The 15,176-nt window shown below is 37.7% G+C and carries 14 protein-coding genes; 11 read left to right on the forward strand and 3 right to left on the reverse strand.

Annotation, left to right across the window (positions count from 1 at the left end; genetic code table 11):
- Positions 1–20: 20 nt before the first annotated feature.
- Together IWC72_RS17860 and IWC72_RS17865 are read right to left on the reverse strand one after the other, a co-directional pair.
- Positions 21–1,313 carry an anthranilate synthase component I family protein gene (locus IWC72_RS17860; protein ID WP_194530719.1) on the reverse strand — a complete coding sequence of 431 codons (1,293 nt, stop codon included), beginning with the start codon at positions 1,311–1,313 and terminating at the stop codon, positions 21–23.
- Between the two features lie 12 nt (positions 1,314–1,325).
- Complete coding sequence (locus tag IWC72_RS17865) at positions 1,326–1,859, reverse strand: NADPH-dependent FMN reductase (protein WP_194527535.1); 534 nt, start codon at positions 1,857–1,859, stop codon at positions 1,326–1,328.
- Positions 1,860–2,078: 219 nt separating this feature from the next.
- Between IWC72_RS17865 and IWC72_RS17870 the strand changes: the two genes are divergently transcribed.
- Positions 2,079–3,263, forward strand: coding sequence for a heparan-alpha-glucosaminide N-acetyltransferase domain-containing protein (locus IWC72_RS17870; protein WP_194530720.1), 1,185 nt, complete (start codon positions 2,079–2,081; stop codon positions 3,261–3,263).
- Between the two features lie 96 nt (positions 3,264–3,359).
- Here the strand turns inward: IWC72_RS17870 and lpdA are convergent, their stop codons facing one another.
- Positions 3,360–4,766, reverse strand: coding sequence for a dihydrolipoyl dehydrogenase (gene lpdA, locus IWC72_RS17875; RefSeq protein WP_194530721.1), 1,407 nt, complete (start codon positions 4,764–4,766; stop codon positions 3,360–3,362).
- A 131-nt stretch (positions 4,767–4,897) separates the two neighbouring features.
- Between lpdA and nhaC the strand changes: the two genes are divergently transcribed.
- The 10 genes from nhaC to ribB all read left to right on the forward strand — a co-directional run bounded on the left by nhaC (position 4,898) and on the right by ribB (position 15,170).
- Positions 4,898–6,388 (forward strand): Na+/H+ antiporter NhaC, encoded by a 1,491-nt coding sequence (gene nhaC / locus IWC72_RS17880; protein ID WP_194527538.1) that lies wholly within the window; start codon positions 4,898–4,900, stop codon positions 6,386–6,388.
- A gap of 237 nt (positions 6,389–6,625) precedes the next feature.
- Positions 6,626–7,270: a peroxiredoxin gene (locus IWC72_RS17885; RefSeq protein ID WP_194527539.1), complete on the forward strand. Its 645-nt coding sequence runs from the start codon at positions 6,626–6,628 to the stop codon at positions 7,268–7,270.
- A 96-nt stretch (positions 7,271–7,366) separates the two neighbouring features.
- Complete coding sequence (locus IWC72_RS17890) at positions 7,367–7,681, forward strand: thioredoxin family protein (protein ID WP_194530722.1); 315 nt, start codon at positions 7,367–7,369, stop codon at positions 7,679–7,681.
- Positions 7,662–7,919 carry a DUF6952 family protein gene (locus tag IWC72_RS17895; RefSeq protein WP_194530723.1) on the forward strand — a complete coding sequence of 86 codons (258 nt, stop codon included), beginning with the start codon at positions 7,662–7,664 and terminating at the stop codon, positions 7,917–7,919. The genes IWC72_RS17890 and IWC72_RS17895 overlap by 20 nt, the downstream gene beginning before the upstream one ends.
- Before the next feature lie 186 nt (positions 7,920–8,105).
- Entirely contained in the window at positions 8,106–8,612 is a 507-nt protein-coding gene (gene tpx / locus IWC72_RS17900; RefSeq protein ID WP_194530724.1) for a thiol peroxidase, read from the forward strand.
- Complete coding sequence (locus IWC72_RS17905; protein ID WP_194530725.1) at positions 8,605–8,973, forward strand: diacylglycerol kinase; 369 nt, start codon at positions 8,605–8,607, stop codon at positions 8,971–8,973. The genes tpx and IWC72_RS17905 overlap by 8 nt, the downstream gene beginning before the upstream one ends.
- A 407-nt stretch (positions 8,974–9,380) precedes the next feature.
- Entirely contained in the window at positions 9,381–11,774 is a 2,394-nt protein-coding gene (locus IWC72_RS17910; protein WP_194530726.1) for a DNA translocase FtsK, read from the forward strand.
- Between the two features lie 24 nt (positions 11,775–11,798).
- Complete coding sequence (locus IWC72_RS17915) at positions 11,799–12,443, forward strand: LolA family protein (RefSeq protein WP_194530727.1); 645 nt, start codon at positions 11,799–11,801, stop codon at positions 12,441–12,443.
- Positions 12,444–12,453: 10 nt separating this feature from the next.
- Positions 12,454–14,031: an LptF/LptG family permease gene (locus tag IWC72_RS17920; RefSeq protein ID WP_194530728.1), complete on the forward strand. Its 1,578-nt coding sequence runs from the start codon at positions 12,454–12,456 to the stop codon at positions 14,029–14,031.
- Positions 14,028–15,170, forward strand: a complete 1,143-nt coding sequence (gene ribB / locus IWC72_RS17925; protein WP_194527547.1) for a 3,4-dihydroxy-2-butanone-4-phosphate synthase — start codon at positions 14,028–14,030, stop codon at positions 15,168–15,170. The genes IWC72_RS17920 and ribB overlap by 4 nt, the downstream gene beginning before the upstream one ends.
- Positions 15,171–15,176 lie beyond the last annotated feature (6 nt).

The raw sequence follows: 15,176 nt of genomic DNA on the forward strand, positions 1-15,176 counted from the left end.
TAGCTTACTCTTACGCTAGCTCAACCTTCCAGAACTTCACGCATAGCCTTAGCCTTCAAAAGACATTCTTCATACTCTTTTTCAGGAATTGCTTTTGCTGTAATTGCCCCTCCCACGGAATAAGAAACGTACTTTTGGGTAGCGTTATAAAGAATACTTCGGATGACGACATTAAAATCAAAATTACCCTCAGGTGTAAAATAGCCTACCGCACCACTATACAAACCTCTTTTAAAAGCCTCGAGCTCTTCTATTATTTTCATGGCCGAAACTTTTGGCGCTCCCGTCATGCTGCCCATGGGAAATGATTGTCTAATTACATCTACCGGATTAACATCTACCGCCACATGCGCAACAACCGTAGAAATCATTTGATGCACCTGCTCAAAAGTATAGACTTCACACAGTTCCTCAACCCCTACACTTCCCTTTAGCGCGCTTTTTGAAAGGTCATTACGAACCAAGTCCACAATCATTATATTTTCCGCACGCTCTTTTGGGTCGTTTTTTAAAGCCTCAATCAATCTTTCGTCCTCCTCTGCATTTTCAGCCCTCTTTGCGGTTCCTTTAATAGGTTGGGAAATTAGCTTAGGCCCATCTTTTCGTAAATAGCGCTCCGGAGAGGCCGAAAGCAAATACCTGTCATACACCCTAAGATATGATGCGAACGGTGCTTCTGATATCTTATTTAACTTCTGATAGGTTTTAAAAGGATTGATTTGAGTGTCTTCCGCATAAAATTCCTGGCAAAAATTAGCTTCATAAATATCGCCACGGTGAATATGGCTTAGCATTTTTCTTACCTGCCGGAAATATTCATCCTTAAAAACACGGAGTTTTATTTTAATGTTTTCGGTAACCGCTTCCTCCTCTATCTTTGTTTCGTTGGAAATCAATTCAAAATCAGATTGGACTTCATCATCTACCATAAGTAGATATTCAAAATATACGGTGTTACCAGTGATTTTAATGATTTTTTTAGGCTGAAAAAAAAACAAGTCGGAAAACCCTAGACCATCGTTATTTTTAGAGGAAAGTCGTTCAATATCATTTTTTAAGTCATACGAAAGATACCCAAAAATATAGTCTTTAGCTTGCTCTTGAAATTCTCTCAGCTTATCAAAGGCCTTATCACTATCCGTTTTAATTGTTGTAAGCGCATCAACAGCCAACAGCGCATCAAACGAGTTGTATTTACCCGTGTGTCCATTACTGTCAAGCCAAACAATTTCTTCAAATTGTTGCGCCCAAAGCAATAACCTCTCTTTGAATTTTTGAATATCGGAAACAGTGAAAGACGCAGAAATACGCAAATGGGAGTTCCTTTAAAGTTTACTTAAAAATTGGTCTACAGCAGCACGGTGCGTCTTAGCAAGTTCCGCATTGGTGATACCTTCTCCCTCTTTAAAATTCGCACTGTACGAAGGCAAAGAAAACGTTGCAACAACTTCAGCACCAAACCTAGGCAACACAGTTTTAGTAGCTTCTAAGGCAGTAATTCCTCCTCTTTGACCTCCTGAAGTAGACATTAACAATACCGGTTTGCCATCTAAAAACTTACGCTCCACACGCGAAAGCCAATCGGTTAGATTCTTAAAATATGCCGAAGGCCCGCTGTTATGCTCGTTTACCGAAATAATAATGCCGTCTGCCTTGGCCATATCATCCTTAAGCTCCACCAAAGAATTTGAATACCCATTATCTCTCTCGTAATCCTCACCAAACATAGGAAATGGATAATTAACCATGTTCAACAATTGAATTGTATGGTTATCCATAAGGGATGTCGTGTATTTAACCAATTGGTAATTAATAGATTTTGAAGAATTGCTACCTGCAAATGCTAATATCGCTGCCATAGTGAGTAATTAGATGTGTTTTAGCGAAAATATAGCAAATACAGTTGAATTGCGAGGAATTTATCTAATTTTGCGACGCAAACATCCAAACTAACTGTATTACAAGTATATAAGATAGTTATTTTGCCGTTTAATTGTCCGCAGGTTTATGGCGGATGTACTAAAAAGCAAAGTTTTGAGTTTTATTGATGCTTTTGCCAATTTTTGATATTATCACTAGTGGAAAACAAAACAACAAGACTATACTTTATTGATGCCATGCGAGCATGGGCTATCTTAATGATGCTACAAGGGCATTTTATAGATGGGCTACTTGATACTGCCTTTAGAGATGGCACAAGCACCTCTTTTTCTATTTGGAAATACTTTAGAGGTATTACAGCACCAGTATTCTTTACGGTTTCCGGCTTTATATTTACCTATCTTTTAGTCAAAGGCGATACAACCGGACTTCAAAATCCACGAGTTAAAAAAGGAGTTAAAAGAGGGCTAGAATTACTCTTTATTGGATATCTGTTACGGATGAACCTTTTAGGTCTGTTACAGGGGAAAATATACGATTCATTTTATTTAATTGATGTTCTACATTGCATAGGTCTTTCTTTATTGGGGATTATTGGCATATATCTATTAGCTCAAAACCGAAAGAAATTTGTTTTCCCAACAGTATTGGTCAGTATTACGCTATTGCTGTTCATTTTTGAACCGACCTACAAGACATGGGGATTCTCATTTTTACCGGATGCTTTTGCGAATTACCTAACCAAAAGCAATGGTTCTGTTTTCACCATTCTACCTTGGTTCGGATATGCTTCCTTTGGTGGGTTTCTTTCACTTGTTTTTACGAAGTATAAAAATTTTAAGTACTTGTATCCCGTTGCTATTCCGTTTTTCGCTTTAGCGGGAGCAGTGCTTATTTCATTTTCTTCGGATTTATTTTTACAGCTATCTAAATGGACAGATTTACAGTTGTTTGCGAACATTTACTTCAATAATTACTTATTTATACGATTAGGTGACGTTTTAATTGTTTTTAGCGTATTTATGCTCTTTAGAAGCTTACTTAAAAATAGCACAGTACTAAAAATCGGACAAAGCACACTGTCCATTTATATCGTTCATTTTATTATCCTTTACGGCTCTTTTACAGGTTTGGGATTGTATCGATTTTTCAATCACTCCCTAACTCCTACCGTTGCCATTTCAGGAGCGTTGACATTTATGTTCCTATGTACTTTTACCGCTCTTAAATATGAAGAACACAAAGAAATTATTAACCAAAAAGCAACAATCGCTTTAAGGTTTGCTTATTTAAAGGCCGAGGTTTATGCTACAAACATTTTTCAAATAGCAAAAAACCGATTGTACAGATTACTAAGAAGAGTGGGTTGGGCAAAAAATTAAGTATCAGATAGCATTTATAAAACTCTATATATCCAAAAAAAAATTCCCGAGGAGCAATGCTCTTCGGGGATTTTTATATAGTAACAAGTTTCTTTTTTAAATATGTAACGGACGATCATCCGTTGCAGCAAGAGCCGCTTCTTTTACCGCTTCTGCAAAAGTAGGGTGCGCATGACTCATCCTAGAAATATCTTCAGCAGATGCACGGAACTCCATTGCAGTAACTGCTTCCGCGATTAAATCCGCACTACGGGCTCCAATCATATGAACTCCTAAAACTTCATCCGTTTTCTTATCCGCTAGCATTTTTACAAATCCATCCAAATCCATACTTGCACGAGAACGACCTAATGCACGCATTGGAAATTGCCCCACTTTATATTCTATACCGGCTTCTTTCAATTCCTCTTCGGTCTTACCCACAGAAGCAACTTCTGGCCATGTATACACTACACCGGGAATTAGATTATAATCAATGTGCGGTTTTTGACCTGCCAATTGCTCAGCCACCAAGGTACCTTCTTCCTCCGCTTTGTGAGCCAACATAGCACCACGAATAACATCGCCAATAGCGTAAATATTAGAAGCTGAAGTCTGCAAATGGTCATTCACCTCTACTTTACCTCTAGAATCCAATTTAACACCGGCTGCCTCAACGTTCAAACCATCGGTATATGGCTTTCTTCCCACTGCTACCAGACAATAGTCACCTTTCAACTCTATCTCTTGCCCTTTTTTATCATCGGCCTTAACAATAACTTCATCACCTTTCCTTTCCACAGATTTTACCTTGCTCGAAAGATTGAACTTCACCTTCTGCTTTTTTAGAACCTTTGTCAATTCCTTAGAAAGGGAAGCATCCATAGTTGGGATAATTCTATCCATATATTCAACCACAGTAACATCGGCACCAAGACGTTTGTACACTTGTCCTAATTCCAACCCAATTACTCCACCTCCAATAATAATAAGGTGCTTTGGTATCTCTTTTAACTCTAATGCTTCGGTAGACGTTATAATACGTTCCTTATCAATTTTGATAAATGGAAGAGATGAAGGTTTACTTCCAGTAGCGATTATAGTATTCTTAGCTTCAATCGTTTCCGTACTATCATCATTCTTTTTAATATTGATGTGAGTAGCATCCTTAAAGCTACCCAAGCCTTCAAAAACATCAATTTTATTTTTATCCATCAAGAACTTAACACCATCGCATGTTTGTTTTACAACAGACGCCTTTCTAGAAATCATCTGCTCTAGATTTACTTTTATTTCACCTGGAATATCAATTCCGTGCGCTTCAAAATGCTTTACGGCATCCTCATAATGATGAGAAGAATCCAACAAAGCCTTTGAAGGAATACAACCTACGTTAAGGCAAGTTCCACCTAAAGTACTGTACTTTTCTATTATTGCTGTTTTCAATCCCAATTGTGCACAACGAATAGCTGCTACATACCCTCCTGGTCCTGAGCCAATAATGGCCACGTCATATGAACTCATAAAATTTTCTTTGAATTTGAATTACAAAATTAACACTATTTTCCGGTTTAGGGTATCCTTTACCAATTTATACAAAAGTTGCACAAACCCCATCAAAATTGTAATATTACCTAATAGCTAAACCGATATTAATGACAAACCAAAATTCAGGGGAGCACAGAGAAAACGAAAACATCGTTAAAAACAAAGAGTTGAATATCTGGGAAGCACTAACTCCTGTAATAGCGCTTGTTGCTATGCTAGCCTATAATGTTTTTGTTTTTGGAGACGATGCCCTTAGTGGCTCTAACCAATTTATCCTTTTATTGGGAGGTGCGGTTGCCGCGATTGTTGGTGTATTCAACAAAGTATCCTATGAGCAAATGATGGCAGAGGTTGCCGAAAACCTAAAATCCACCACTGGTGCGCTGCTCATACTACTAATGGTAGGTGCACTCGCCGGCTCATGGCTGATAAGCGGAATCATACCCGCAATGATCTATTACGGCCTTCAAGTTTTGAATCCCACAATATTTTTAGCGGCCTGCGTTTTTATCTGCGCAATCATATCCGTTGCAACAGGTAGTAGCTGGACAACATCCGCCACCGTAGGTATTGCTCTTATTGGTATAGGCGATGCTTTGGGTATATCCCTAGGTATGACTGCCGGCGCAGTATTATCAGGAGCTTATTTTGGTGATAAACTTTCACCACTTAGCGACACCACCAACTTAGCACCTGCCATGGCGGGAGGAGAACTTTTTGAGCACATTAGGTATATGCTCTACACCACCGTTCCTACCATATCAGTGACACTTATCTTTTTTATTATCCTAGGTTTCACTATTGACACTACAGGTTCTGCGGATGTAAATTCAATTTTAACTTCAATTGACTCCGCTTTTAATATCAATCCATGGTTATTCCTAGTACCTATAATTGTTGTAGTACTGATTATTAAGAAAACTCCGCCTCTAGCAGCTTTGCTTATCGGAACATTATTAGGTGCTTTATTTGCTCTTATATTTCAGCCAGATGTAGTTGCGAATATAACTGGAGCCAAAGAACTTACATTAAGATCTGGCTATGAAGGGATTCTCACGGCTATTACCGTAGAAACATCTGTTCCAACCGACAATGAGTCCTTAAATGACCTATTCTCCGCATCTGGCATGGCCGGAATGTTGGGCACTATCTGGCTTATTATTTGTGCCATGGTTTTTGGAGGTATTATGGACGGAATTGGCGCTTTGGACCGTATTACCAAATCCCTATTGGTGATGGCAAAAACTACGTTCGGGTTATTTGCCAGTACAGTAGGAAGCTGCTTGGCACTGAACATTACTGCTTCGGACCAGTATTTGGCCATTGTAGTACCCGGCAAGATGTTCAGTAAAGCTTATGCCGATAAAAACTTAGCTCCCGAAAACCTTAGTCGAACCTTAGAAGATTCCGGTACAGTAACTTCGGTACTTGTTCCTTGGAACACTTGTGGAGCATACCACAGTAGCGTTTTGGGGGTTGGAACAGCCGAGTTTGCCCTATTCGCCGTTTTTAACTGGTTAAGCCCAATTATGACTTTAATTTTTGCTGCCTTCAGTATTAAATTGAAGCAACTGACCACAAAAAACCCTTCTTCTTAACGAAAAGGGAGAAATTCGTAAATCCATTAATTATGAATTTAGAAAACAGCTTGCCATTCTTTGTTAATCAATCAATTTTACAGCCTATTTTTTATTGAATAAACAAGAAAACTAAACTTTAGACCCTAGCATTTACATTAGTTATTCTGATATCGATTTTTTAAATACACATTACATTGTCCGCCATAATATTCATGTAATTTTGTATTCAAATTGAAACTTAAAAAACAATAGAATATGGCTTTTGTAGGTAAAAAATTCCCCAACTTGAATGTAAACGCAATGAATGATTTAGGCGATACATTCCAATTGAACGTTTTAGAAGAAGCTCAAAAAAATAATAAGAAAGTTGTTCTTTTCTGGTACCCTAAAGACTTCACTTTTGTATGTCCAACTGAATTACATGCATTCCAAGCGGCCTTAGGTGAGTTCGAAAAAAGAAACACATTGGTAATTGGTGCATCTTGTGACACAGCAGAAGTACACTTTGCTTGGTTAAGTACCGATAAAGACAATGGTGGTATTGAAGGTGTTACCTACCCATTATTGGCAGATAGCAACCGTAACCTTGCCTCTACTTTAGGTATCCTAGATATTACTAACGAGCAGTATAATGAAGAAACTGGCGTTGTTACTGTTGAAGGTGATAACGTAACGTATCGTGCAACTTACCTTATTGATGAAGAAGGTACAGTTTTTCACGAAGGTATCAACCACATGCCATTAGGTAGAAACGTAAATGAATATTTACGTCTTATTGATGCTTACACTCACGTTCAAGAAAAAGGTGAAGTTTGCCCTGCAAACTGGGAAGAAGGAAAAGATGCAATGACCGCGGATAGAAAAGGTGTTGCAAGTTACCTTTCTGCACACGCTAACTAACTTAAGCGAATCAACCAAAAGATAACCGCTTGTATCCCAAAAATACAAGCGGTATCATTTAAAAGTAGTATTCACAAATTTTAAAACCCTTTAGATATGGTATTGGAATTGGATCAAGATAATCTGCAAGAAATCATTGCAGAGAAAAAAAATGTGATTGTACAGTATTCTGCCGGCTGGTGTGGCAACTGCCGTATTATGAAGCCTAAATTTAAAAAAGAGGCCTCAACGCACGGAGATTTCACTTTCGTAATTGCAGATGCAGAGAAGTTTCCGGAAAGTAGGAAACTAGCTAATGTAGACAACTTACCTACGTTTGCCACTTTCACTAACGGAGAGTTTAAAAATCAAGTACAAACGAACAAATACGATGTTCTAAAAGAATTGATCAGTGAAGCTGCCAGTAATTAAGCATTTAACGAATTTTATTGAAGAAAACGACGAAGATTTTGTTGTTGAAACAATTGAGACACTGGAAGCACTGACCGAAGTACCCTCGCTTAAAGACGAAGAACTAGATGTTATTGGTGAATTGATTTCAAACATGTACGGTGCACTAGAAGTTCAAAAAAGCATCAAAGAGGGCAAACCTCAAAAAGAGGCTTTGAATGAATTTATGAAGCGCGTAATGGGTTCAATAGATAAATAATTTAAGTAAGCAGTTTATTTACTTACCTATTTAAAAGTGAAATGACTTTTGATTTTTAACCAAATCAATAGGGTTGTTTCACTTTTTTGTTTTCACATTTTTTATATAAAAGTATATTTCTTTTATGGAGCACCTTTAATTAGTCATAATTTTATATTTTCACCACCAATATAAACAGAACATATCATGGCTACAGTAACCTTAAAAGGAAACGAAATACATACTTTAGGAAATCTTCCCGCAAACGGAAGCAAAGCTCCTAATTTTACATTAACTAAAAATGACCTTTCATTAGCATCTCTTTCGGATTACTCGGGCAAGAGAGTGGTTTTGAATATTTTCCCCAGCGTTGATACTGGTACTTGTGCTCAATCCGTTAGACAATTTAACCAAGAGGCGGCAGAAATAGAAAACACAGTGGTTTTATGTGTTTCCAAAGACTTACCATTTGCTCAAGCTCGTTTTTGTGGCGCAGAGGGCATCAACAATGTAGAAATGCTATCTGACTTCCGCGATGGTAGTTTTGGAAAAGATTACGCTGTTACCTTTACTGACGGACCTTTGGCTTCGTTACTATCTAGGTCAGTTGTAGTTCTTAACGAAACGGGCAATGTCATTTACTCTGAACAAGTTACAGAAACTGTTGATGAGCCTAATTACAAAGCAGCTTTAGAAGCTTTAGCCAATGCCTAAGGAAGAGTCATTTGCAGTAAATAGAATAAAAAGTGTGGGCTTCGCTATGCGTGGAGCCCTTCTTTTAATTAAAACCGAAGCCAGTATTAAAATTCAGGTGTTTTTGGCTATCGCAGTGACTATAGCCGGGTTTTATTATGAAATTTCTACCACCGAGTGGATTTTTCAAGTCTTCGCAATTTCTTTAGTGGTTGGTATTGAAGGTGCTAATACTGCTATCGAAAAAATATGTGATTTCATTCATCCTGAATTCGATGAAAGAATAGGCTTTATAAAAGATGTTGCAGCAGGAGCGGTAATGCTTGTCTCAATTGGTGCTACTATTGTAGGCTGTATTATCTACATCCCAAAGATATTCTAGTAGGTCATGCCCTATTTTTGATGACTGTTCATTTTGGCAGAAACAAACACAAAGCACTTCCTGAATCCATAGAATATATTCACTCCACGAATATGTCATTATTCAATAGTATATATTTTTAGCCTATACTTTTCACGACGTTGCCCAAGCCAGATAAAAGACTGGAGAACAACATTGCAAAAAAAAATCCGTTAAGAACAAAAAAGAAGGATGAGATGGCAAAAGGCTTTATTCAGGACCATATGAACGGCATTCTAGACAGGTGTTTAGATGCTGAAAACTAGGGGGCAAAAGAACCATAACCGCCTTTTCAGGAGTATGTATAGTATAAAAATGAAAAGACTTTTCGTAATCCCTACTCCAAAAACTTCGTAATACGTATTTTTGCACCCAGTGGAAAAAAAGTAATGGCCAAAAAGAAAACAACGACAACCAAAAAAAAGGCAAGCCCCAAAAAAGCTAGCTTTACAGTATCTAAAAAGAACAAGATTATTTTAGGAAGCTTGCTGATTCTTTTCAGTATGGCGTTATTCTTCTCGTTCGTCTCCTTTTATTTTACGTGGCAGGACGATCAAAGCCTATTGTCTGAATTTGCCAATAGAAATGAACAAGCTAAAAATCTTCTCAATAAATTTGGAGCTAGTGTTAGTCACTTCTTTGTTTACAAAGGGTTTGGAATAGCTTCCGTTATTCTAACCATTCTAGTCTGTATTACCGGACTACACCTATTTTTAAGTTTGGATAAAAAAGGACTTCTCAAAAAATGGATTTGGGGACTCATTTTTATGATTTGGATATCTATTGCATTAGGTTTCTTAGCAGATACACAACCCTTACTTGGTGGTGTCGTAGGTTATGAAATGAACGATTTTCTTAGAGATTACACCGGGAACATTGGTGTTGTTCTTATTCTGCTTTTTGGGCTTGTTTTTATTCTAGTACGTTTCTTTCATTTTACCCCAGAAGGAATGGCCAGTTTTTTCAAGAAGAAAAGCTCTTCCTTAAAATCGGAATTAAAGTCTACATCTAAAGAAGCTTCTCAAGCTATGAAAGATGTTCAGGAAACTATAAAGAAAACAGAAAAAGAAGAACCTGTAATTCTCGATACCTACACTCACAAGAAAGACATCCCTCCTATAGAAGTAGAGAAAGAAATAACTTTAGATGATTTTGAGATTTCCGTTCCCGTTGAGGAAGAAACTACCGAAGAGTTAGCAATGGAAGTGGAGAAAATTGTTGAAGAACAGGAAGAGACCGATAATATAGCCGATAAGTTAGTTGAAGATTTTGGTGAGTTTGACCCTACCCTAGAACTTGGCAATTACAAGTTCCCCACCATAGAGCTCCTAGACCAGCATGGTGTTACCGGTGGAATCACTATTAATCAAGAAGAACTTGAGGAGAACAAAAATAAGATTGTAGAGACGCTAAAAAACTACAAGATTGGAATCTCGCAAATTAAAGCAACTATTGGCCCAACAGTTACACTTTACGAAATTGTACCTGAGGCCGGGGTTAGAATTTCTAAAATTAAAAACCTAGAAGATGATATTGCCCTTTCACTTGCTGCTTTGGGTATACGTATTATTGCACCTATTCCCGGTAAAGGAACCATTGGTATAGAAGTACCTAACAAAAATGCGACTATCGTTTCTATGCGGTCCGTTGTGGCTTCAAGCAAGTTTCAGAAAGCAGAAATGGAACTGCCGATCGCTTTTGGCAAGACCATTAGTAACGAAACATTTGTAGTGGATTTGGCAAAAATGCCTCACCTTTTAATGGCAGGTGCTACCGGTCAAGGTAAATCAGTGGGTCTAAATGCCGTTCTTACCTCCCTCCTTTATAAAAAACACCCGGCGGAAGTCAAATTTATTCTGGTTGACCCTAAAAAAGTAGAGCTTTCTATTTACAATAAAATAGAAAGACACTTCTTAGCTAAACTTCCAGATTCAGAAGAAGCTATTATAACAGATAACGCAAAGGTCATTAATACCTTGAATTCCCTTTGTATAGAAATGGATGACAGGTATGAACTGTTGAAACATGCTCAAGTACGTAATCTTAAGGAATATAATGTTAAATTTAAGGCACGTAAGTTAAATCCAAACGACGGACATAAATTTCTACCCTACATCGTACTGGTCATAGATGAATTTGCAGATTTAATAATGACTGCAGGTAAGGAGGTAGAAACCCCAATTGCACGTCTTGCTCAATTGGCCAGGGCTATTGGTATTCACTTGATTATTGCAACGCAGAGGCCATCGGTAAACGTGATAACCGGTATCATAAAAGCAAACTTTCCTGCCAGAATAGCATTTAGGGTAACCTCTAAAATTGACTCCAGAACTATTTTGGATGCGCAAGGGGCTGACCAACTTATTGGTAGAGGTGACATGTTGTACACACAGGGTAACGATGTTACACGTATACAGTGTGCTTTTGTTGACACCCCCGAAGTCGCTAAAATTACAGAGTATATAGGTTCTCAACGAGCCTATCCAAATGCCCATGAACTGCCAGAATATACGGGTGAGGATTCTGGCACAAGTATTGATATTGATATAGCAGACAGAGATGCTTTGTTCCGTGATGCCGCAGAAGTAATTGTAACAGCACAACAAGGTTCTGCATCGTTAATTCAAAGAAAATTAAAATTGGGGTACAACCGTGCAGGTCGTATCGTGGATCAGCTAGAAGCTGCTGGAATTGTAGGTCCGTTTGAAGGCAGTAAAGCCAGACAAGTTTTGGTGCCAGACCTTATTGCACTAGACCAATTATTAAGCAACGAGAGCTTATAACAAGCTATTAACTTAAACAGTGAAATGAAAAAGATTTTTTTAGTGCTTACCCTTGTATTAGTATCAAACGTAACTTTTGCACAAAATTCAGAGAAAGCAAAAGCATTGTTAGAAGACGTTTATGCTAAAGTAAAAAGCTACGATAATATTTATATTGATTTTAAATATGTCCTTAATAATGCAGAGGCTGGTATAAACCAAGAAACCCGTGGTGATGTCACTTTACAAGGTGATAAGTACATTGGTAATTTCTTTGGCACCACATTGTTATATGACGGTTCCAAAGTTTACACTATTATACCGGAAAACGAAGAGGTAACCATCGAAGATAAATCTAACGATGAGAATGCCCTTACTCCGGCAAAAATGTTAACCTTTTACAGAGAAGGTCACAATTATGAAATGGATATTCTTCAGAACGTAAACGGTAGAAAAATTCAGTATGTAAAACTTACTCCTATTGACACGAATTCAGAAATAAAGACTATTCTTTTGGGTATTGATGCTGAAACGAAGCATATTTACAAACTGATAGAAACTGGCGAAAATGGTACCACTACCACCATTACCGTTAATTCTTTCAAAACTGACCAACCTTTGTCAAAAACCTTGTTTACTTTTGATGAGGCGAAGTACAAAAATGACGGGTACTACATAGTAAGAAACTAATATTGCCACATTGAGAATTCTAGACCGATATATATTATCGCGATTCCTTTCTAATTTTTTGAGTTCGTTTGTAATATTGATGTTTATCTTCATATTTCAGACGATATGGTTGTTTATTGATGATTTTGCAGGAAAAGGTCTGGACATTGTTATCATAGGGAAATTTTTCTTTTTCATGATGCCCAGTTTAACGGAGAAGGTACTGCCATTAACCGTTATCCTCGCCTCTATTCTAACTTTTGGGACACTAGCAGAGAATTACGAATTCGCAGCAATGAAAGCCTCAGGTATTTCATTGCAACGCTCCATGCTAAGCCTTATCATCTTTATGGTAGGTTTAGGTGGTGTCACTTTTTATTTTGCCAATAGCGTTATTCCCGCCTCAGAGCAGAAAATCTACAACATGCGCCGTAACATTGCCAAGGTAAAACCAGCTGCGGCAATTGAAAAAGGGGTGTTTAGCGACTTTGAGGGAATGAGCATAAAAGTTGATGAAAAATACGGCGAAAAAGACCGTTTCCTCAAAAATGTAATTATCCATCAGAAAACTCCTGCCAATGTCAATAGCACTGTAATCAAGGCAAAAACGGGAGAGTTAATCAGTAGTGAAGAATCGGAACTTATTCAGTTGGTACTTCGTGACGGTCATGATTACCGTGATATGGATAAGAAAAAAAGTACCGAAAAAAGGAAATATCCATTTACTCAAACCCATTTTGAAATTTACCGGATGAACATTGAAATCCCGGAAATGGAACAAGACCTTGAGGAGGAGAATGTATCCAACCGAGAGAAGATGAAAAACGTTTCTCGTTTAATAAAGGATATGGATTCTCTTGAGACGGATAATAAGAGAATTGTTCAGGCTTTCTCAAAAAACATCGTCTACCGTATGGGAGGTTTTATCCCTCTTACGCCAAAAGATACTGCGGCGTCAAAAAAAATGAAACTCCTAAAGGAGAAAGAGCCATCTAGTAAAGAAACAACAGTTGAGAAAAATAGTATTGATACTCTTAAAGCTGAAAATGAGATTCAAGAGGAGGTAAAAATAGATTCACTGTCCAATTCTACTGAGGTAGATGAAAAGACACCTCCTACTGATATCATCACCTTATTTAAAGATTGGCAAAAAGTACAGGTCATGAATTCTGCCAAAAATTCAGTTTCTAATATTATGACTTCTATTGAAGGTAAGAAACAAGAATTAGGCAAAAGGTATGAAATACACCGTAGGCACATTTTCTCGCTACATGACAAATATGCGCTTGCCCTTTCTTGTATTATCCTATTTTTTGTAGGCGCACCATTGGGCGCTATTATCCGAAAAGGCGGTATAGGTCTGCCTATGGTAATTGCTATTTTATTATTCCTCGTGTATTACTTTTTAGGTGTTTTTGCTGAAAACTATAGCTATAAAGGAAATATTCACCCTATTATAGGAGCATGGCTACCATCTATGGTTATGTTACCTTTAGGCATCTATTTAACAAGACAAGCCACAGCAGATCAGGGAATGATGAATTTTGGAAACATCATAGACCTTTTCAAACGACTTTTTTCAAAAAAAGACAAAACTGAAGAAGAATGAGTATCGATATGGAAAAGAAAATTCAATTGAATACTATTGAGGAAGCCATTGATGAAATCAGAAAAGGGAAAGTCATCATAGTAGTTGATGATGAGAATCGTGAAAACGAAGGTGATTTTCTAGCTGCTGCAGAATTGGCCACACCGGAAACGGTGAACTTTATGGCTACGCATGGTAGAGGACTAATTTGTGCTCCGCTAACCGAAGGCAGATGTAAAGATTTGGGCCTACATATGATGGTCAATAATAATACAGATCCAATGGAGACGGCCTTTACCGTATCTGTAGATTTACGTGGAGGTGGTGTTACTACTGGCATTTCTGCTTCGGACAGAGCTAAAACAGTACTTGCTCTTACTGAAAATGATACCAAACCCCATGATTTAGCGCGTCCTGGGCATATTTTCCCCCTCGTTGCTAGAGAAGGTGGTGTACTCAGAAGAACTGGCCATACAGAAGCCGCTATTGATTTTGCTAGATTGGCGGGTTTAAAGCCGGCAGGTTATATTGTAGAGATTATGAACGAAGATGGTAGCATGGCTCGCTTACCACAACTCCTAAAGGTTGCTAAAAAGTTTGACCTCAAAATTGTTTCTATAGAAGATTTGGTAGCCTATAGAATGGAGCATGATAGCTTAATTGCCAAAAAGGAGGATTTTGATATAGAAACTCGTTTTGGGAAATTCCGTTTAAGAGCGTATCAACAAACTACAAACAATCACGTTCATATTGCTTTGACCAAAGGTACTTGGAACAAGACTGATAAAGTACTAACGCGTATCAACTCTACCTTGGTAAACAATGATATTCTAGGCACGCTCACCAATAACCCCGATGCCAAGCTTGAAGATATGTTCAAGGCCATTAACAAAGAAGGAAAAGGAGCTATAGTCTTTATAAATCAAGATGCTCAATCCCTTAATTTGCTCTCTAGATTAACTGAGTTAAAGGAACTTCAAAAAGAAGGTATTCAAAAAGCACCTAAGATTGATATGGATGCTCGTGATTTTGGTATTGGAGCTCAAATACTCCATGATTTGGATATTGCTAAAATGAGAGCCTTATCAAACTCACCACAAACTAAACGTGTAGGTATTGTTGGCTATGGTTTGGAAATTGTTGAGTACGTAGCGTATTAAAGTTTG

It is taken from the genome of Zobellia roscoffensis (assembly GCF_015330165.1).
GTDB lineage: Bacteria > Bacteroidota > Bacteroidia > Flavobacteriales > Flavobacteriaceae > Zobellia > Zobellia roscoffensis.

Excerpts from the sequence above, each read along its gene's own strand:
- IWC72_RS17865 (WP_194527535.1), bottom strand. The coding sequence starts at position 1,859 with ATGGCAGCGATATTAGCATTTGCAGGTAGCAATTCTTCAAAATCTATT.
- lpdA (WP_194530721.1), bottom strand. The coding sequence starts at position 4,766 with ATGAGTTCATATGACGTGGCCATTATTGGCTCAGGACCAGGAGGGTAT.
- nhaC (WP_194527538.1), top strand. The coding sequence starts at position 4,898 with ATGACAAACCAAAATTCAGGGGAGCACAGAGAAAACGAAAACATCGTT.
- IWC72_RS17885 (WP_194527539.1), top strand. The coding sequence starts at position 6,626 with ATGGCTTTTGTAGGTAAAAAATTCCCCAACTTGAATGTAAACGCAATG.
- IWC72_RS17890 (WP_194530722.1), top strand. The coding sequence starts at position 7,367 with ATGGTATTGGAATTGGATCAAGATAATCTGCAAGAAATCATTGCAGAG.
- tpx (WP_194530724.1), top strand. The coding sequence starts at position 8,106 with ATGGCTACAGTAACCTTAAAAGGAAACGAAATACATACTTTAGGAAAT.
- IWC72_RS17905 (WP_194530725.1), top strand. The coding sequence starts at position 8,605 with ATGCCTAAGGAAGAGTCATTTGCAGTAAATAGAATAAAAAGTGTGGGC.
- IWC72_RS17910 (WP_194530726.1), top strand. The coding sequence starts at position 9,381 with ATGGCCAAAAAGAAAACAACGACAACCAAAAAAAAGGCAAGCCCCAAA.
- IWC72_RS17915 (WP_194530727.1), top strand. The coding sequence starts at position 11,799 with ATGAAAAAGATTTTTTTAGTGCTTACCCTTGTATTAGTATCAAACGTA.
- ribB (WP_194527547.1), top strand. The coding sequence starts at position 14,028 with ATGAGTATCGATATGGAAAAGAAAATTCAATTGAATACTATTGAGGAA.